Annotated in this window: 15 protein-coding genes; 4 read left to right on the forward strand and 11 right to left on the reverse strand. The window is 73.6% G+C overall.

The window, feature by feature from the left end:
* The 8 genes from murD to mraZ form a co-directional block, all read right to left on the reverse strand.
* Window positions 1-1,394 (reverse strand): UDP-N-acetylmuramoyl-L-alanine--D-glutamate ligase (gene murD / locus PV350_RS16485; protein ID WP_500334555.1); only part of this gene is annotated, 1,394 nt, incomplete at its 3' end.
* 80 nt (window positions 1,395-1,474) lie between these two features.
* A complete protein-coding gene (gene mraY / locus PV350_RS16490; RefSeq protein WP_499511361.1) occupies window positions 1,475-2,539 on the reverse strand; it encodes a phospho-N-acetylmuramoyl-pentapeptide-transferase in 1,065 nt (354 codons plus the stop codon).
* Window positions 2,539-3,963, reverse strand: coding sequence for a UDP-N-acetylmuramoyl-tripeptide--D-alanyl-D-alanine ligase (locus PV350_RS16495; RefSeq protein WP_500334525.1), 1,425 nt, complete (start codon window positions 3,961-3,963; stop codon window positions 2,539-2,541). The genes mraY and PV350_RS16495 overlap by 1 nt, the downstream gene beginning before the upstream one ends.
* Entirely contained in the window at window positions 3,960-5,555 is a 1,596-nt protein-coding gene (locus PV350_RS16500) for a UDP-N-acetylmuramoyl-L-alanyl-D-glutamate--2,6-diaminopimelate ligase (protein ID WP_500334527.1), read from the reverse strand. Before PV350_RS16500 ends, PV350_RS16495 begins: the two co-directional genes overlap by 4 nt.
* A gap of 169 nt (window positions 5,556-5,724) precedes the next feature.
* The gene (locus PV350_RS16505) at window positions 5,725-7,692 is read right to left on the reverse strand and encodes a peptidoglycan D,D-transpeptidase FtsI family protein (protein WP_499516805.1); all 1,968 of its coding nucleotides are present in this window, start codon (window positions 7,690-7,692) and stop codon (window positions 5,725-5,727) included.
* Window positions 7,693-8,200: 508 nt separating this feature from the next.
* Entirely contained in the window at window positions 8,201-8,638 is a 438-nt protein-coding gene (gene ftsL / locus PV350_RS16510) for a cell division protein FtsL (protein WP_499511364.1), read from the reverse strand.
* Window positions 8,635-9,603 carry a 16S rRNA (cytosine(1402)-N(4))-methyltransferase RsmH gene (gene rsmH, locus PV350_RS16515; protein WP_499511365.1) on the reverse strand — a complete coding sequence of 323 codons (969 nt, stop codon included), beginning with the start codon at window positions 9,601-9,603 and terminating at the stop codon, window positions 8,635-8,637. The genes ftsL and rsmH overlap by 4 nt, the downstream gene beginning before the upstream one ends.
* Before the next feature lie 156 nt (window positions 9,604-9,759).
* Window positions 9,760-10,233, reverse strand: a complete 474-nt coding sequence (gene mraZ / locus PV350_RS16520; RefSeq protein ID WP_500334529.1) for a division/cell wall cluster transcriptional repressor MraZ — start codon at window positions 10,231-10,233, stop codon at window positions 9,760-9,762.
* Window positions 10,234-10,427: 194 nt separating this feature from the next.
* Here mraZ and PV350_RS16525 point away from each other — a divergent pair, with 194 nt between their 5' ends.
* From PV350_RS16525 to PV350_RS16540, 4 genes are all read left to right on the forward strand, one after another.
* The gene (locus tag PV350_RS16525; protein ID WP_499511367.1) at window positions 10,428-10,970 is read left to right on the forward strand and encodes a beta-class carbonic anhydrase; all 543 of its coding nucleotides are present in this window, start codon (window positions 10,428-10,430) and stop codon (window positions 10,968-10,970) included.
* 108 nt (window positions 10,971-11,078) lie between these two features.
* Complete coding sequence (locus PV350_RS16530) at window positions 11,079-12,056, forward strand: AAA family ATPase (RefSeq protein ID WP_499511368.1); 978 nt, start codon at window positions 11,079-11,081, stop codon at window positions 12,054-12,056.
* 34 nt (window positions 12,057-12,090) lie between these two features.
* Window positions 12,091-13,434 carry a DUF58 domain-containing protein gene (locus PV350_RS16535; RefSeq protein ID WP_499511369.1) on the forward strand — a complete coding sequence of 448 codons (1,344 nt, stop codon included), beginning with the start codon at window positions 12,091-12,093 and terminating at the stop codon, window positions 13,432-13,434.
* Window positions 13,434-15,980, forward strand: coding sequence for a transglutaminase TgpA family protein (locus tag PV350_RS16540; RefSeq protein ID WP_499516806.1), 2,547 nt, complete (start codon window positions 13,434-13,436; stop codon window positions 15,978-15,980). Before PV350_RS16535 ends, PV350_RS16540 begins: the two co-directional genes overlap by 1 nt.
* A 184-nt stretch (window positions 15,981-16,164) precedes the next feature.
* Here PV350_RS16540 and PV350_RS16545 read toward each other — a convergent pair whose 3' ends face one another.
* The 3 genes from PV350_RS16545 to PV350_RS16555 all read right to left on the reverse strand — a co-directional run bounded on the left by PV350_RS16545 (window position 16,165) and on the right by PV350_RS16555 (window position 18,159).
* Window positions 16,165-16,575, reverse strand: a complete 411-nt coding sequence (locus tag PV350_RS16545; protein WP_500334532.1) for an SCO2097 family morphological protein — start codon at window positions 16,573-16,575, stop codon at window positions 16,165-16,167.
* Window positions 16,576-16,809: 234 nt separating this feature from the next.
* Window positions 16,810-17,580 (reverse strand): class I SAM-dependent methyltransferase, encoded by a 771-nt coding sequence (locus PV350_RS16550; protein ID WP_499511371.1) that lies wholly within the window; start codon window positions 17,578-17,580, stop codon window positions 16,810-16,812.
* 87 nt (window positions 17,581-17,667) lie between these two features.
* Window positions 17,668-18,159 (reverse strand): SAV_6107 family HEPN domain-containing protein, encoded by a 492-nt coding sequence (locus PV350_RS16555; protein WP_499511372.1) that lies wholly within the window; start codon window positions 18,157-18,159, stop codon window positions 17,668-17,670.
* Window positions 18,160-18,329 lie beyond the last annotated feature (170 nt).

The raw sequence follows: 18,329 nt of genomic DNA on the forward strand, positions 1-18,329 counted from the left end.
GGCGCCCGCAGATCCCGTACGGCCTGCGCGAAGGCGTTTCCGCGAGCCTTGTAGTCCGCGAACATGTCCATCGAGGCGCAGGCCGGTGCCAGCAGCACCGTGTCCCCCGGGTGGGCGAGGTCCCGCGCGGCGTGGACGGCCGCCGCCATCGCCCCAGTGTCGGTGCGGTCGAGGTCGACGACCGGGACCTCGGGGGCGTGTCGCGCGAGCGCTTCACGGATCAGGGCGCGGTCGGCCCCCATCAGCACGGCGCCGCGCAGCCGCTTGGCCGCGCCCTTGACGAGCTCGTCGAAGGTGGCGCCCTTGGCGAGGCCGCCGCCGATCCAGACGATGTGCTCGTAGGCCGCGAGGGAGGCCTCGGCGGCGTGGGTGTTGGTGGCCTTGGAGTCGTCGACGTAGTCCACGTCGTCGATCCGGTCCACGTGGGCGATGCGGTGGGCGTCCGGCCGGAAGGCGCGCAGGCCGTCGCGGACGGCGGCCGGCGGGGCGCCGAACGCGCGGGCGAGGGCGGCGGCGGCCAGGGCGTTGGCGATGTTGTGCGGGGCCGGCGGGTGCACGTCGGAGACCTCGGCCAGCTCCTGGGCGTTCTTGTGCCGCTCGGGCGCGAAGGCCCGGTCGACCAGGATGCCCTCGACGACCCCGAACTCCGAGGGCCGGGGGCTGCCGAGGCCGAAGCCGATCGCGCGGCAGCCCTCCTCGACGTCGGCCTCGCGCACCAGCGCCTCGGTGGCGGGGTCCGCGAGGTTGTAGACGCAGGCGACCTTGTTGCCCTCGTAGATGCGGCCCTTGTCGGCGGCGTAGGCCTCCATCGAGCCGTGCCAGTCGAGGTGGTCCGGGGCGAGGTTCAGGACGGCGGCCGAGTGCGGGCGCACCGAGGGGGCCCAGTGCAGCTGGTAGCTGGACAGCTCCACGGCGAGGACGTCGTACTCCTGCCCGGACAGGACGACGTCCAGGACCGGCGTGCCGATGTTGCCGACCGCCGCGGTGCGCAGGCCCGCAGCGCGCAGGATGGAGGCGAGCATCTGCACGGTCGTGGTCTTGCCGTTGGTCCCGGTGACGGCGAGCCAGGGCGCCGCCCCGGGGCCGCGCAGCCGCCAGGCCAGCTCCACGTCGCCCCACACGGGCACGCCCGCGGCGCCGGCGGCCGTGAAGAGCGGGCTGGTGGGCTTCCACCCGGGCGAGGTGACGATCAGTTCGGTGCCCTCGGGCAGGGTCCGGCCGTCCCCGAGCCGCACGGTGACGCCCAGCGCCTCCAGCTCGGCGGCCTGGGCCCGGACCCGCTCGTCGTCGCCGTCGTTGACGACCGTCACGCGGGCGCCGAGGGCGTGCAGCACCTTGGCGGCGGGCACGCCCGAGACGCCGAGGCCCGCGACGGTGACCCGGCGGCCCGGCAGTCCGAGCCGCCCGGCCGCCTCGACGGCGGCCCGCGGAAGTCCGTCCTGACGGGAGCCGGGTTCCTGCCCGGGGGCCGAGGTCACTGCGCGGCCACCCAGCCCGCGTAGAAGAGACCGAGGCCGACGGCCATGCACATGCCCTGGATGATCCAGAAGCGGACGACGACCAGGACCTCGCTCCAGCCCTTGAGTTCGAAGTGGTGCTGCAGCGGTGCCATGCGGAAGACGCGCTTGCCGGTCAGGCGGAAGGAGCCGACCTGGATGACCACGGAGAGGGTGATCAGGACGAAGAGGCCGCCCAGGATCGCCAGCAGCAGCTCGGTGCGGGAGCAGATGGCCAGACCGGCCAGGGCGCCGCCGAGCGCGAGCGAGCCGGTGTCACCCATGAAGATCTTGGCCGGCGAGGTGTTCCACCACAGGAAGCCGAAACAGGCGCCCATCAGCGCCGCGGCGACGACCGCGAGGTCGAGCGGGTGCGGTACGTCGTAGCAGCCGGGCCCCGCGGTGATGACGTTGGAGCAGGACTGGCCGTACTGCCACACGCCGATGACGGTGTAGGAGGCGAAGACCATCACCGAGGCACCGGTGGCCAGGCCGTCGAGGCCGTCGGTGAGGTTCACGCCGTTCGACATCGCGAGGATCATGAACAGCGCCCAGATCACGAAGATCACCGGGCCGAGGGACCAGCCGAAGTCCTGTGTGAAGGACAGCCGGGTGGAGGCCGGGGTGACGCCGCGGGCGTCGGAGAACTGCAGCGACAGCACCGCGAAGGTGATGCCGACGATCAGCTGGCCCGCCATCTTCGCCTTGGCCCGCAGGCCCAGGCTGCGCTGCTTGACGATCTTGATGTAGTCGTCGAGGAAGCCGACGACGCCCAGTCCCGTGAAGAGGAAGAGCACCAGCACGCCGGAGATCGTCGGGCGCTCCGAGGTGATGACCTTGGTGAGCGCGTACGCGACGAGCGTGGCCAGGATGAAGGCGATGCCGCCCATGGTGGGCGTACCGCGCTTGCTGTGGTGTTCCTTGGGCCCGTCGTCGCGGATGAACTGGCCGTAGCCCTTGCGGGCCAGCAGCTTGATCAGCATCGGGGTACCGACGAGGGACAGGAACAGACCGAGAACACCGGAGACCAGGATCTGGTTCATTACTCGGCGCCCCCGCCCTCGACGCCGTCGAGCAGCGCGAGTGCGACCCGCTCCAGGCCGACCGCCCTCGATGCCTTCACCAGCACGACGTCCCCCGGACGCAGTTCACTGCGCAACAGGTCGATCGCCGCCTCAGCGTCGGACACGTGCACCGACTCCTCACCCCACGAACCCTCGTTGTAGGCGCCCATTTGCACCCAGGCGGCCGCCTGGCCGCCGACTGCCACGAGCTTGCTGACGTTGAGCCGGACGGCCAGCCGTCCGACAGCGTCGTGCTCCGCGAGGGCCTCCCCGCCGAGCTCCGCCATCTCGCCCAGCACCGCCCACGTGCGTCCCCCGCGTGCCTCGGCGGCACGGCCCATGGCCGCGAGCGCGCGCAGGGCGGCTCGCATGGATTCGGGGTTCGCGTTGTAGGCGTCGTTCACGACCGTCACGCCGTCCGGCCGTTCGACGACCTCCATGCGCCAGCGGGACAGCGTCCCCGCCTCGGAGAGCGCGGTGGCGATCTCTTCGACGGGCATGCCGAGTTCACGGGCTACGGCGGCCGCGGCAAGCGCGTTCGACACGTGGTGCTCACCGTACAGGCGCAAGGTCACTTCGCTGCACCCGGTAGGCGTTGTGAGCGTGAAGACGGCCTGACCTCGGTCGTTGAGGCGGACGTTCTCGGCGCGGACGTCTGCGTCGGCGGACTCGCCGAACAGCACGACGCGCGCCTTGGTGCGGGAGGACATGGCGCGTACGAGGGGATCGTCCGCATTGAGCACGGCGACGCCGCCGTCGGCGGCCTCCGGCAGCGCCTCGACCAGCTCGCCCTTGGCCTGGGCGATCTGATCCCGGCCGCCGAACTCGCCGATGTGGGCGGTGCCGACGTTGAGGACCACGCCGATCCGCGGCGGGGTCAGCTCGGTGAGGTAGTGGATGTGGCCGATGCCGCGGGCGCCCATCTCCAGCACCAGGTGCCGGGTGGAGGCGTCGGCGCGCAGCGCGGTCAGCGGCAGGCCGATCTCGTTGTTGAGCGAGCCGGGCGGCCACACGGTGGGCGCGAGCCGCTGCAGCAGCTGCGCGGTGAGGTCCTTGGTGCTGGTCTTGCCCGCCGATCCGGTCAGCGCCACGAGGGTCGCGCCGAGCCGTTCGATGACGTGCCTGGCCAGTGCGCCCAGGGCGACCTGGACGTCGTGCACGACGATCGCGGGCACGCCGACCGGCCGGGCGGCCAGTACGGCAACCGCTCCGGCCGCCACGGCCCGCTCCGCGTAGTCGTGACCGTCCACGTGCTCGCCCTGGAAGGCGACGAAGAGGCCGCCCGGCGTCACCTTGCGGGAGTCGATCTCCACGGACCCGGTGACGGGCACCGTCGGGTCCGGTATGTCGTACGTGCTCCCGCCGACCGCGTGTGCGACCTCGGCGAGGGTGAGTGGGATCACAGCTGGTCCTGGTCCTTCTCCTGCGCTGGCGTGCCGGCGGCCCGTTCGATGGCCGCGCGCAGCACTTCTCGGTCGTCGAAGGGGCGTACCACTCCGGCGATGTCCTGGCCCTGCTCATGGCCCTTGCCGGCCACCAGTACGGTGTCGTCCGGCCGGGCCAGGGCGACGGCGGTCGCGATGGCCGCCGCCCGGTCGGGTTCGACGACGACATGGCCCCGCTCGTGCGCGGGCACCCCGGCCGCTCCGGCCAGCATCGCGGTGAGGATCGCGAGCGGATCCTCGGAGCGGGGGTTGTCGGAGGTCAGCACGGCCGTGTCGGCCAGCCGTGCCGCGGCGGCGCCCATCGGGCCGCGTTTGGTCTCGTCGCGGTCCCCGCCGCAGCCGAGGACGATGTGCAGGTTGCCCTTGGTGACCTTGCGCAGGGCCCGCAGCACCGATTCGACGGCGTCGGTCTTGTGGGCGTAGTCGACGACCGCGAGGTACGGCTGGCCCGCGTCGACGCGCTCCAGCCGGCCCGGCACGCCCGGGACGGCGGCGACGCCCTGGGCGGCCGTCTGCGGGTCGATCCCGGCCACCGCCAGGGCAACGATCGCGGCGAGGGCGTTGGCGACGTTGAAGGGGCCGGGAAGGGGCGAGGCGGCCTCGATGCGCACGCCGCCCGGGCCGACGACGGTGAAGGTGGAGCGCAGCGGCCCGGTCACGACGTGCTCGGCGCGCCAGTCGGCGTCGGGGTGGCCGTCGGCGGAGAAGGTGGTGACCGGCACCTGCGACTCGCGGACCAGGCGGCGGCCGTACTCGTCGTCGATGTTGACCACGCCGGCCTTGCTGCGGCGCGGGGTGAACAACTGCGCCTTGGCCTGGAAGTAGTCCTCCATGCCCGAGTGGAACTCCATGTGCTCGGGGCTGAGGTTGTTGAAGACGGCGACGTCGAAGACCGCCCCGTCCACCCGTCCCAGCACCAGGGCGTGGCTGGAGACCTCCATGACCAGGGACTCGATCCCGCGCTCGCGCATCACCGCGAAGAGTGCCTGCAGGTCCGTGGCCTCGGGGGTGGTGCGCTCGCTCTTGATCCGCTCGTCGCCGATCCGGGACTCGACCGTGCCGATCAGTCCCGTCCCGCCGCCGTGCACCGCCCGCAGGCCGCCCTCGATGAGGTAGGCGGTGGTGGTCTTGCCGGAGGTGCCGGTGATCCCGATCTGCAGCAGGTCCTCACCCGGCCGGCCGTAGATCTCGGCGGCCAGTTCGCCCATCCGCGACCGGGGGTCCTCGACCGTCAGCACCGGCAGGCCGGTCGCCGCCGCGCGCTCGGCGCCCGCCGGGTCGGTGAGGATCGCCGCGGCCCCCAGTTCGGCCGCCTGCGGGGCGAAGTCGGCACCGTGGAAGCGGGCACCGGGCAGCGCGGCGTACAGGTCGCCGGGGCGGACGGCCCGCGAGTCGTGCGTGATCCCGGTGACCGGGGCGGCGCCCGGCGCGGGCGGTTCCGCGTCCAGCCGCGCGGCCAGTTCCGCGGTCGGTACGGGCCGGACCCGGGTGGGGCGGGGCGCGCCCGGCTGCGTCGGTTCGGGGCGGGGGGACTGATCAGCGTGTGACACGGCCGTGAGAGTACCCGCCGCGCCGGGCTCCGGGCCAAAAGCCCCTCGCCGGGCTTCCGGCCTGCTGCTTCCTCCGGTACGGTCCGCGTGCGCGGGGCTACCGCCCGTACCTTCCGCTGTGGGGTCGTGTCCGTTCACGGCCGCCGTTCCTTCCTCCCCTGCTCGCCGGTCACGGCTTCGAGGGGTCCCACTCGACCGGCAGGTTCGGGGCCTTGGTTCCGCTGGGCGCCGCCTGCAGGGACTTCAGGGCGAACTCCATGACCCGCTTGAACACCGGGCCGCAGATCTGACCACCGAAATAACTGCCGCGGGTCGGGTTCTGGATCACGCAGGACACGGTCAGCCGCGGGTCGTCGGCGGGGGCGAATCCCATGAACGAGGCCGTGTAGCCGCTGTAGGTGCCCGTTTCCGGGTCCACCCGGTTGGCCGTGCCGGTCTTGCCCGCGACGCGGTACCCCGCGATGCGGGCCTTGGTGCCGGTGCCCTGCTCGTCGCCGACCACGGACTCCAGCATGGTGGTGAGCGTCTTGGCGGTCTTCGCGCTGACCACCCGGGTCCGCGGCGCCTGCGGGGACGGGACGAAGCGGCCGTCCGGGCCGGTCGTGCCGCGCACCAGGCTGGGCTCGACCCGTACACCGCCGTTGGCGATCGTCGAGTAGACCGAGGTGGCCTGCAGCGCGTTCAGCGACAGGCCCTGCCCGAAGGGGATGGTGTACTGCTGGGACGCGTTCCACTGGTCCGGCCTCGCCAGGATGCCGGGCGTCTCGCCGGGGAAACCGACCCCCGTGGGCCGCCCGATGCCGAATTTCCTCAGGTACGAGTAGAGGACGCGGTTGGCCTGCTTCTGGTTCTTGCCGAGTTGCTCGGCGGCCAGGATCGTGCCGATGTTGCTGGACTTGGCCAGCACGCCGTTCAGAGTCAGGTGCCAGGTGCCGTGGTCCACGTCGTCGTGGAAGACGCGGTCGGCGCGCGGCAGGGTGCCGGGCACCGTGACGTGGGTGTCCGGGGTGGCCACGCCCTCGTCGAGGACCGCGGCCATGGACATCAGCTTGCTGACGCTGCCGGGCTCGTACGCGTCCTGCAGCGCGGCGTTGCCGAGGGCGGTGGGGTCGGCCCGGGTCAGGTCGTTGGGGTCAAAGCCGGGGGCGTTGGCCATGGCCAGTACCTGCCCGGTGCGGGTGTCCTGGACGATCACGTAGCCGCGGTCGGCGTCGGACGCCCTCACCTGCTGGGTGATCGCCCGCTGGGCGGCCCACTGGATGTCCCGGTCCAGGGTCAACTCCACGTCGGTGCCGGGCTCGGCGGCGCGCTCCTGCACGCTGGCCGTGGGCACCCGGCGGCCGCCTGACTGGGCGTAGGTGACGGTGCCGTCCTTGCCCGCCAGCGCCTTGTCCAGGCGGCTCTCCAGGCCGCCGCCGCCCGCGCCGGAGGCGTTCACCCAGCCGATCACGCCCGCCGCGAGGTCACTCGCGGGGTAGACGCGCTTGGCGTGCCGAAGCCGGAAGACCCCGGCGAGGTAGTTGACGCCGTCGCCCTTCTCGGCCCGGTCGGCGAGCGCGCTCTGCAGGTCCTTGATCTGGTTCCAGACCTGCGGCGACTGCTGCCGGGCGATGATCTCGTTGCGGGACCCCGGGTAGTTGGCAAGCTGCCTGGCGATCTTCTTCTGGTCGCCGTCGACGATCGGCGCGAGCAGTTCGGCGGCGCGCGCCGGGGCGTCCTTGGCCTTCGCGTACTCGGGGGTGAAGAGCATCGGGTCGGCCGTGATGTCGTACGCGTCGACGGTGGTGGCCAGGTCGACCCCGTTGCGGTCGGTGATCGTCCCGCGCTCGGCGGCGAGGGTCACCTTGACGTTGCGGTTGACCTCGGCCTTGGCGGCGTAGGTCGCGGCGTCCACGGCCTGCACCTGGAAGAGCCGGATCACGAAGGTGAGCATCACCAGCGTCAGCGCGAAGCTGACCAGCCGCAGGCGCGGCCGTGGCCGGCCCAGCCGCAGCAGCGGCGCACCGGCCGGCGTGACCGGGCGCGGGGGCCTGCGCCGCGGCGGTACGGCCCCGCGGCCGGCCCGGTCCCGGGCGCCCCTGGCGTCGCGTCCGCCGGCGGCCGGCCTGCGGGCCCCGGGGGTGCGTCCGTGCGGCACGCCGGAGGTGCCGGCGCTGCCGGACGTACCGGACGTACCGGACGCGCCGGACGCGCCGGATCCCTCGCGGCGGGGGGTGGGCCTGCGGGCCCGCGGGTCACGGCCCGTCTCGCGGGCGGTCCGGCCGCCGTCGTCACGTGGCCGCGCGCCGCGTGCGGCGGGCTGGCGTGGCCCCGCCTGCTGCCCGGGTGCGGTCCTGCGGCGGGGTTCGCCGGGCTCGCCGCCGCGTGCGGGCGTTCCGGCGTCGCCGTCGCGTCCCCGGGGCACCTGCCGGCGCCGGGGCGCTGCCCCGCCGCCGTCACCGCGGCCGCCACGGCCCCGGGCGTCGGGCCCCGGGCGGCCGGCGCCGTTCTCCCGGTCGGCCCGGTCGCGCCGTTCGCCCCGCTCGCCGCGGTCGCCCCGCTCGCGCGGCGGCTCCCCGTCGCGGGTCACCACGCCCCGGCACCTTCCCGGCCGGCCGGACGGGCGGATCGGGGCGGGTGGAGGGCACGGGGCCCCGGAGCAGCGGTCACGGGGTCTCCTTGGGGCTCGCGCTGGGCTTGGCGGAGGCGGACGGCGTCGGGCCCAGGGAGGCGGCCGCGGAGCCGCTGGGCGCGACGGTGGCGGGCGCCGTGCTCGGGCTGGGGGCCGGCACGTACGGCGCGGCCCCGGGGCGGCCCAGGACGGTGCCGTCGGGGGCGAGGAAGGCCGGGTTGCCGCCGGGGACCATGCCCAGGTCGCGGGCCTGCTCGTCCAGCGCGTCCGGCGCCGAGTACTGGTCGACCTCCTGCTGCAGCGCCTGCTCCTCGTCGGTGTACTGGGTGGTCTTCTTCTGCAGCTCGCTGAGCTTGAAGGAGTCCCGGTTCACCGCCGAGTTGAGCAGCAGCAGGGTGATCAGGCCGCCGCCCAGCAGCAGCACGATCAGCAGGACGAAGGGCGAGCGCGCCGCCGAGCTGCGCCGCCTCACGCCAGGGCCTCGCGGATCCGCTGGGCGCCCCGCAGCCGCGCCGGGGCGGCCCGGCGGTTGGCGGCGATCTCGTCCTCCGTGGGCAGCTCGGCGCCGCGGGTGAGCAGCTTCAGCCGCGGCTGGTACTGCTCCGGCACCACGGGCAGCCCGGGCGGCGCCGTGATGGCCGCGCCGGCGGCGAGGACGCCCTTGACGAGGCGGTCCTCCAGGGAGTGGTAGGACAGCACGACGATCCGGCCGCCGACGGCGAGCGTGGCGACGGCCGCGGGGATGGCGCGCTCCAGCACCGTCAGCTCCCCGTTGACCTCGATGCGCAGCGCCTGGAAGGTGCGCTTGGCCGGGTTGCCCCCGGTCCGCTTGGCGGCCTGCGGCAGCGCCTCGCGGATCAGCTCGACCAGCCGGGCGCTGGTGGTGAAGGGCTCGCGTGCCCGCTCGCGGACGACCGCCTCCACGATCTTGCGGGCGAACTTCTCCTCGCCGTAGTCACGCAGCACCCGCACCAGCTCGCCCGGCGGGTAGGTGTTGAGGACCTCGGCGGCGCTGATGCCCGCGGTCTGGTTCATGCGCATGTCCAGCGGCGCGTCCTGGGCGTAGGCGAAGCCGCGGTCGGCCTCGTCCAGCTGCATGGAGGAGACGCCCAGGTCGAACAGGACGCCCTGCACCCTGGGGACGCCGAGCCGCTGCAGCACCTCGGGGATCTCGTCGTAGACGGCGTGCACGAGGGTGGCCCGGTCGCCGTAGGGGGCGAGCCGCTCACCGGCGAGCTTGAGCGCGGCGGGGTCGCGGTCGACGGCGACCAGCCGGACCTCGGGGAATCGCCGCAGCAGTGCCTCGCTGTGCCCGCCGAGGCCGAGGGTGGCGTCCACGACCACGGCGCCCGGCGCTTCGACGGCGGGCGCCAGCATGTCCAGGCAGCGGTCCAGCATGACCGGGACGTGGCGTGGCTCGGACGGGGTGGTGCTCATGAAGCCCTTCTCATCTGCTCGCGGGGACGTACCACTGGGTCCCCGCCCGCTCGTGGGCGGCCTTCTGGCACCGGGGAAGGAGTGCCAGCGGACCGGGGAGCGGGAGGAGGCCGAGCGTCACGTACTCGTACGTGAGCCATCAGGCTACGGGCGAGGTCACAGTAAGCCGGGAGGCACCTCCTGGGACAACGCCGAAAAGGCGTCTTCCTGACCCGCCAGATAGTCCTCCCAGGCCGCCGCGTCCCACACCTCGACCCGGGTGTTGGCGCCGATCACCGCGCAGTCGCGGCGCAGTCCGGCGTAGTCGCGCAGGGGCTGCGGGAGGGTGACGCGGCCCTGCTTGTCGGGGACCTCGTCATGGGCGCCGGCGAAGAGCACGCGCATGTAGTCGCGTGCCGCCCTGGAGGTGAGGGGGGCGCTGCGCAGCTCCTCGGTGAGGGCCCGGAAGCCTTCGACCGGCCATACGTACAGGCAGCGCTCCTGGCCCTTGGTGATGACCAGGCCGTCCGCGAACTGGTCGCGGAACTTCGCGGGGAGGACGAGCCGGCTCTTGTCGTCCAGCCGTGGCGCGTACGTCCCGAGGAACATCCGCACCTCCCGCACCAGGTTGGTCGACCCACTTCGCGCCACTTTACTCCACCGGCCCCCACGGTCAACGAGAAGCCTGCCCTGGCACGGGCGCCCTCGTGGGCGTCCGCGCCCGAATCACCCGCACGGGCGAGCGCGCGCGACGCCTGTGGGTTACCTCACAGTGCACCGGTTTGACCGAGATTTGCCGGACCCCACAGCAGGTCGGAAAGGACCGCGCCCTCTACGGTCGTGTCATGTCGATAAACGCGCATGAGTCCGCGGTTCCCGCCGGCACCGGCACGGCATCCGTCACCGACCGGCTGGTCGAGGCGAACCGGCGCTACGCGGAGCAGTTCCGCGACCCCGGCATGGACGCCCGCCCCGTTCTGCAGGTGGCCGTGGTCGCCTGCATGGACGCCCGCCTCGACCTGCACAAGGCGCTGGGCCTGGAGCTCGGCGACTGCCACACCATCCGCAACGCCGGCGGCGTGGTCACCGACGACACCATCCGCTCGCTGACCATCAGCCAGCGCGCCCTGGGCACCCGCTCGGTCGTGCTGATCCACCACACCGGCTGCGGCCTGGAGTCGCTGACCGAGGAGTTCCGCACGGAGCTGGAGGAGGAGGTGGGCCAGCGTCCGACCTGGGCGGTGGAGTCCTTCCGTGACGTCGACCAGGACGTGCGGCAGTCGATGCAGCGGGTCCGGACGTCCCCCTTCCTGACCCACACGGGCGATGTGCGGGGGTTTGTGTTCGACGTGCACACCGGCCTGCTGCGCGAAATCACAAACGAGTAACGGAAGCGGAGTGACGCGGAGCATAGTTGAAGGGGAGAATGCTTCGTGTAACGGGGAGGGCCGGTCCAGGGATGACCGTGTCCCCAGGAACGGGCCGAGGAGAACCGGGTGACGACCTATGACGCGCGAGCGAGCCTCAGCGATCTGACTGCCACGGCGGACCGCGTACGCCGGTCGGTGGAGAACGTGATCGAGGGCAAGCCCGAGGTCGTACGGACTGCGCTGACGGTGCTGCTCGCCGAGGGACATCTGCTCATCGAGGATGTCCCCGGCGTCGGCAAGACGATGCTTTCCAAGGCGCTGGCCCGGTCGATCGACTGCTCGGTCCGGCGCATCCAGTTCACGCCGGACCTCCTGCCGTCGGACATCACCGGGGTCAGCGTCTTCGACCAGCAGCGCCGCGACTTCGAGTTCAAGCCGGGCGCGATCTTCGCGCAGATCGTCGTCGGCGACGAGATCAACCGCGCGTCGCCCAAGACGCAGTCGGCGCTGCTGGAGTCGATGGAGGAGCGGCAGGTCACCATCGACGGCAGCACCTACCCGCTGCCGAGCCCCTTCATGGTCATCGCCACCCAGAACCCGGTGGAGATGGAGGGGACGTATCCCCTGCCCGAGGCGCAGCGGGACCGCTTCATGGCCCGGGTCTCCATCGGTTACCCCAGCATGGAGGCCGAGCTGGAGATGCTCGACGTGCACGCGGGCGTCAGCCCGCTGGACGACCTGCAGCCGGTCGCCCACGCGCACGAGATCGTCAAACTCGTCGACGCGGTACGGACGGTGCACGTGTCCCCGGCCGTACGGCACTACGCGGTGAGCCTGGTCTCGGCCACCCGGGACCACCCGGACCTGAGACTCGGCGCCTCCCCCCGCGCCACACTGCACCTGGTGCGCGCCGCCCGCGCCGCGGCGGCCCTGGACGGCCGGGACTACGTGCTCCCCGACGACGTCCAGACGCTGGCCGGCGCCGTGCTGGCGCACCGTCTGCTGCCGACCGCACAGGCCCAGTTGAACCGGCGCACCCCGGAGCAGGTCGTCGCGGAGATCGTGCAGCGCACGCCGGTCCCCGACCCGTACGGCAGCCGGTGACCCGGACGACGGACGGGGACGCTGGAGGTGCCGCGTGACCGAGCGTGAAAGCGGCTTCCGGGCCGCCCTGGGCGGCCTCACCACACGGGGCCGCTCGTTCCTCGCCGCGGGGATCGCGGCGGCCGTCTGCGCCTACGTCCTGGGGCAGCCGGACCTGCTGCGGGTCGGCCTGCTGCTGGCCGTGCTGCCGCTGGTCTGCGTGGCCGTGCTCCACCGCACGCGCTACCGCGTCGCCGGCAGCCGCCGGCTGTCGCCGTCGCGCGTGCCGGCGATGTCCGAGGCGCGGGTGCACCTGCGGGTGGACAACGTGTCGCGGCTGCCCACCGGCCTGCTGATGCTCCAGGACCGGGTGCCGTACGTGCTGGGGCCCCGGCCCCGCTTCATCCTGGACCGGGTGGAGCCCGGCGGCCACCGCGAGGTGTCCTACCGGGTCCGCTCCGACCTGCGCGGACGCTACCCGCTGGGGCCGCTGCAGCTGCGGCTGACCGACCCCTTCGGCATGTGCGAGCTGACCCGTTCCTTCAGCGCGTACGACACCCTGACCGTGGTGCCCCGCGTGGAGCCGCTGCCGCCGGTCAAGCTCAAGGGCGACTCCTCCGGCTACGGGGAGAGCCGCACCCGCGCGCTGACCCTGGCGGGCGAGGACGACGTGATCCCGCGCGGCTACCGCCACGGCGACGACCTGCGCCGGGTGCACTGGCGCTCGACCGCCAAGTACGGCGAGCTCATGGTGCGCCGCGAGGAGCAGCCGCACCGCGCCCGGTGCACGGTGCTGCTGGACACCCGGGCCGTGGCGTACTTCGGCGCCGGCCCGGACTCGGCCTTCGAGTGGGTGGTGTCCGGGGCGGCCTCGGTGGCGATGCACATGCTGGAGCGCGGCTACTCCGTACGGCTGCTCACCGACACCGGCAGCACGGTGCCCGGGAACGACGGCTTCGGCGGCACCGACTCCTCCGACGCGGCCGGCACCCTGCTGGACACCCTGGCGGTGGTCGACCACTCGGACGGCGCCGGGCTCTCCCGTGCGCTGGACGTGCTGCGCACGGGCAGCGAGGGCCTGCTGGTGGCGTTCTTCGGGGACCTCGACGAGGAGCAGGCGGCGATGGCGGGGCGGATGAGGCAGCGGGCGGGGGCCGCCGTCGCCTTCGTCCTGGACAGCGCCGCCTGGGGGGCGCTGGACGAGGACGGGACGGGACGGCCCGAGGCGCCGCGGACGGGCACGGACGCGGACGCGCCGGAGGACGGCTCGGCCCGGGCCGTGCGGATGCTGCACGAGGCGGGCTGGACGGTGCTCCCGGCCACCGCCGGCGACGGGCTGCCCGACCTGTGGCAGCGCGCCGACCGGTACCGGTCGCGTGAGGAGGCGGGGACGCGATGATGAGCGGACGAGGACGGCTCGCGGTCTGCGCGGCGGCGGCGACGCTGATGACCGCCTGCTCGCTGCTGCCGCTGGCGACGCCGAACTCGTGGATCCTGCAGGCCGCCTTCCTGGTGGCGCTGCAGACCGGGGTGGGCGCGCTGGCCCGGCGGGTGCCGCTGGCCCGCCCGCTGACCGTGCTGGCGCAGGCGGTGGTCACGCTGCTGGTGCTCACCTTGATGTTCGCCGGCGAACAGGCCCTGCTCGGGTTCCTGCCGGGGCCCGCGGCGTACACCCAGTTCGGCAACCTGCTGACGGCCGCGATGCAGGACGTGACCCAGTTCGCCATCCCGGCGCCGGTCACCCCGGGCATCCGGCTGCTGCTGCTCGGCGGCGTGCTGCTGATCGGGCTGACCGTGGACGCACTGGCGGTGACCTACGGCAGCGCGGCCCCGGCCGGGCTGCCGCTACTGGCCCTGTACTCGATCGCGGCGGGGCTGGCCGGGGGCGACGGCACCCGCTGGCCGTACTTCCTGCTGGCGGCCGTCGGTTACCTGCTGCTCCTGCTGGCCGAGGGCCGGGACCGGATCTCGCGCTGGGGCCGGGTCTTCGGCGGCGTCGGGTCCGGGGCGCGCGCCGGGTACGGAGGACCGACCGGGGCGGTGGCCCCGGTGCGGACCGGGCGCCGCATAGGGGCGATGGCGCTCGGCATCGCCCTGGTGGCGCCGGCCGCGCTGCCCTCGATGGGCGTCGGACTGCTGCCGACGGGGGGCTCGGGCACGGGCAACGGACGCGGCGGCGGCACGATCTCCGCGGTCAACCCCGTGGTCGCGCTCCAGGACAACCTCAACCAGCCCGACGACCGCGTCGTGCTCCGGTACCGGACGAACGCCGTCTCCAACGCGGACATGTACCTGCGGATCGTGGCTCTCGACCGCTTCACCGGTGACAAGTGGGAGCCCGCGCAGCGCTCCCTCACCGGCGTGCCCAAGGTGCTGCCCAGCCCCCAGGGGCTCGGTCCCGACGTGAAGGCCACCGAGGTCGCCACCTCGGTCGCGGCGGACAAGAGCTACGTCCAGATGTGGCTGCCGCTGCCGTACCCGGCCACCCAGGTGCAGGTCGACGGGCGCTGGCGCTTCGAGCCCACGGGCCGCACCATCATCGGCGACCGGGGCCAGACCACCTCGGACACCCGTTACCAGGTCAGCAGCCTGGCGCTGGAGCCGACCGCGGAGCAGCTGGCGAGCGCGCCGCCTGCGGACGCCCGGCTGCGGGCCGAGTACACGAAGGTGCCGGACTCGCTGCCCCCCGTGGTGGCGCAGACGGCCCTGGAGGTCACCAAGGACGCCACCAACGACTACGAGCGGGCCCTCGCGCTGCAGCGGTGGTTCACCTCGGGCGCCTTCTCGTACGACACCTCGGTGCGCTCCGGCACCGGTGTGCAGGCCATCACCCGCTTCCTGCGCAACAAGGAAGGGTTCTGCATCCACTTCGCCTTCACGATGGCGGCGATGGCGCGGACCCTGGGCATCCCCGCGCGGGTGGCGGTCGGCTTCACGCCCGGCACCTCGGAGTCGGACGGTGCGTACGCGGTGGGGCTGAAGGACGCGCACGCCTGGCCCGAGGTGTACTTCGAGGGCGTCGGCTGGACGCGGTTCGAGCCCACGCCGACCCGCGGCACCCTGCCGGGCTACACCCAGGAGGCGGCCACCTCCGACTCCGGGCCCACGGCGCCCGACACCCCCGAGCAGTCCGCGGGGGCCGGTGCCAGCACCGGCCCGACCGTCTCCCCGTCCTGCCTGGGCAAGGACGCCCAGCTCGGCAACTGCGACCCCCTGGGGCAGGCCTCAGGCGTCGGCACGCAGGACGAGCGGCTGTGGCCGCGGATCGTCACGTGGACGCTGCGCGTCCTCGCCTGGGCCGTGGTGCCGCTGGTGGTCCTGGTCCTGCTGCTGCCGCTGCTCTGGCGGCGCAGGCAGCGTTCCCAGCGGCTGCGCGGCGGCGGCCAGGACCCGGCGGCCCTGGCGGCGTGGCTGGAGCTCACCGGGCGCGCCCCGGGCACGGCGGGAGCCGACGGGCAGGGGCAGGGCGGGTCATCACAGGGCCTGACCGCCGGCGAGCTGGACGCCATGGGCGCCCGGGACGGTGCCCGGACCCTGGCGGCCTGGCTGGAGCTGATCGACACCGCCTGGGACTACGGTCTGCGGCCCGACGAGTCCGAGACCCCGCGCCGGGTCGCGGCGCGCCTCGTCCGCGACGGCGGCCTGGAAGGGTCCTCGGCGGAGGCGGCGCAGCGTCTGGCGACCTCGGTGGAGCAGGCCCTGTTCTCTCCGCGACCGCCGACCACCACGGGCTCCGCGAAGGACGTCCAGCTGGTGCGCGAGGGGCTGCGCAGGAACGCGGACTTCATGACGCGGATCCGTGCCGTGCTGCTGCCGCGTTCCACGGTCCGGGTCGTCTGGCGGTCCGCGGAGCGCTGGTCGGCGGCCTCGGCCCGCTTCTCGGCCAGGCTGCGCGGTGCGGGCGATGCCGTGATGCGACCGCTGCGGCAGCGTCGGAGCTCCTGAGGCCCCCGGGGCCGGCCGGTCGGCCGGCCCCGGGGGTCCGGTCCCCCGAGCGGCGCGCGGCGGTACGCGGTGCCGACCTGTCGGAGGGCCGCACGCCGCACCCCGCCCGGCCCACGTGAGGACGGCATGGCGAAGGGGGCGGGGTTCCGACCGGAACCCCGCCCCCTTCGTCTTGGTCTGTGTATCAGTGGCCCTGTTCGTCGCGGCGCCGCTGCCAGCGCTCCTCGATGCGGTCCATCATCTTGCGCCGCGGCTGGTGGCGACGGCCCCGTCCAACGGCACCCTGCGGGGAGTTCCCCGCGGGAGCGGGGGCCGCACCCGGTTTGGTGGCACGGCGCCAGCCGGTGACGGCGAGAACGGCACAGCCGAGCATCACGAGGAAGCCCACGACACTGATCCAGGGCTGCTGGGCGATCATGCCGCCCATCAACAGCCCGATGCCCACCAGGAAGCCCGCCACAGCCAGGTAGACGCGCCGCCTGGTGTAGGTGCGCAGCCCGCTTCCCTCAAGCGCCGACGCGAACTTGGGATCTTCGGCGTACAGCGCTCGCTCCATCTGCTCGAGCATGCGCTGCTCGTGCTCCGAGAGCGGCACGGAGTCCTCCTCCTCGTCGGTCGCGGGGGAGCGACCGGTACGACCCTTCCAGGATAGGCAGGGAATCGCCCCCGTGAAACCCGCCCCACTACGCCAATCCGACGGGGGGTGTTTTCCCCGTCGAACGCCACGTCATGCCAGCATAAGGCCCTGAACCGGGAATCGGGGGGCGTGTGACGGACTCCTCCCGGTGGGTGACCGGAAGAGGCAGGGGGCGCCGCCCCCCGTTCCGGCTCAGCCGCGCTCGGCCAGCACGTGCAACTGGGTCGCCACGGCGTGGAACGCGGGCTGCTCGGCGGCGGCCAGTTCCAGCCTCAGCAGGGCGTCCATCGCGCCCGGTTCGGTGTCCACCAGGACGCCGGGGACGAGGTCGGCGAAGACCCTGACGCCGTGCACCGATCCGACCCGCAGCCCGGCGTCGGCGACCAGCGCGGTCAGCTCGCCCGCGGTGAAGCGGCGGGGCACCGGATCGCCCTCGCCCCAGCGGCCGTCGGGGTCGTCCAGGGTGTGCCGGGCCTCGCCGAAGTGACCGGCGAGCGCCCGGGCGAGCACGGCTCCGTGACGACTGGCGGCGAGCAGGCTGAGGGCGCCGGAGGCGCGCAGGGTGCCCGCGGCGTTGCGCACGCCCTCGGCGGGGTCGTCCACGTACTCCAGCACGCCATGGCAGAGCACGACGTCGTGGCTGCCGGCCGGCACGACGTCGAGCAATCCGTGGGCGTCGCCCTGCACCCCGCGGACGCGTTCGGTGACGCCTGCCTCCGCCGCGCGGCGTTCGAGGGCGAAGAGCGCGTCGGGACTGGGGTCGACCACGGTGACCCGGTGACCCAGACTGGCCACGGGTACCGCGAAGTTGCCGGTGCCGCCACCGGTGTCGAGCACGTCGAGGACGTCCCGTCCGGCGGCCTTGGCCTGCCGGTCCAGCGCATCGCGCAGGACCTCCCAGACCACGGCGGTACGCAGGGCTGCGCGGGGCCGCAGCGGTTCGGCCCCTCCTGGACGGGACATGCGGACGGCTCCTCGCGGACGGACGGGGCAGGGGACCGGTCGACCCGGCCTGGGACCCACTCTAGTGGGCTGCCGCCCGGCGGCCGATCAAGCGGGACGGCCGGTCTGCGGCCGGTCCAGCACGGGCTGCAGCACCAGCAGGCGCTCCACGAGCCGCAGGAACATCCCCGTCGCACGGACGAGGTCGTCGGCCTCCCGGGGGCTGACCGCGCCTTGGATGCCGGCCTCGGCGCGGGCCCGCTGACGGGCTCCCGCCTCGAACAGGGCGCTCCACTCGGCCAGTTCGGGCGCGACCTCGGGCAGTACCTCCCAGGCACTGCGTATCCGCTGCCGGCGCCGCCTGGTGGGTTCGGGGCGGCCGCGCACGGCGAGGACGGCGGCCGCGGTGCGCAGGGCGGCCAAGTGGGCGGTGGCGAAACGGTCGTTGGGGGTCTCCAGGACGGCGGCCTCATCGAGCCCCCGCCGGGCCTGGACGAGCAGGTCAAGGGCGGCCGCGGGGGCGGTGGCCTTGCGCAGCACGGGGTGGACGTCGGCGGCACTGCCGCCGGCGACGGCGGCCCTGCGGGCTGGCACGGTCATCACATTCCTCCTGTCTTCGCATGACGTGTCCGACAGTTCCTGACCTTCGCCACTCATCGTGAAGCACACCTCTGACAATCGCGCTGACCTGCACAAACGGTCGCGGTGGCCGGACAACGTCCCTGGATTCGCGGTCCACTGGCGCGATGCGTTAGTGTTTTTGCACTGAC

The organism is Streptomyces sp. PA03-6a, assembly GCF_033792765.1.
Classification (GTDB): Bacteria; Actinomycetota; Actinomycetes; order Streptomycetales; family Streptomycetaceae; genus Actinacidiphila.

Bases quoted from the DNA above. Each gene is read 5' to 3' on its own strand.
- mraY (WP_499511361.1), bottom strand. From the start codon at position 2,539: ATGAACCAGATCCTGGTCTCCGGTGTTCTCGGTCTGTTCCTGTCCCTC.
- rsmH (WP_499511365.1), bottom strand. From the start codon at position 9,603: ATGAGCACCACCCCGTCCGAGCCACGCCACGTCCCGGTCATGCTGGAC.
- PV350_RS16525 (WP_499511367.1), top strand. From the start codon at position 10,428: ATGTCGATAAACGCGCATGAGTCCGCGGTTCCCGCCGGCACCGGCACG.
- PV350_RS16540 (WP_499516806.1), top strand. From the start codon at position 13,434: ATGAGCGGACGAGGACGGCTCGCGGTCTGCGCGGCGGCGGCGACGCTG.
- PV350_RS16550 (WP_499511371.1), bottom strand. From the start codon at position 17,580: ATGTCCCGTCCAGGAGGGGCCGAACCGCTGCGGCCCCGCGCAGCCCTG.
- PV350_RS16555 (WP_499511372.1), bottom strand. From the start codon at position 18,159: ATGACCGTGCCAGCCCGCAGGGCCGCCGTCGCCGGCGGCAGTGCCGCC.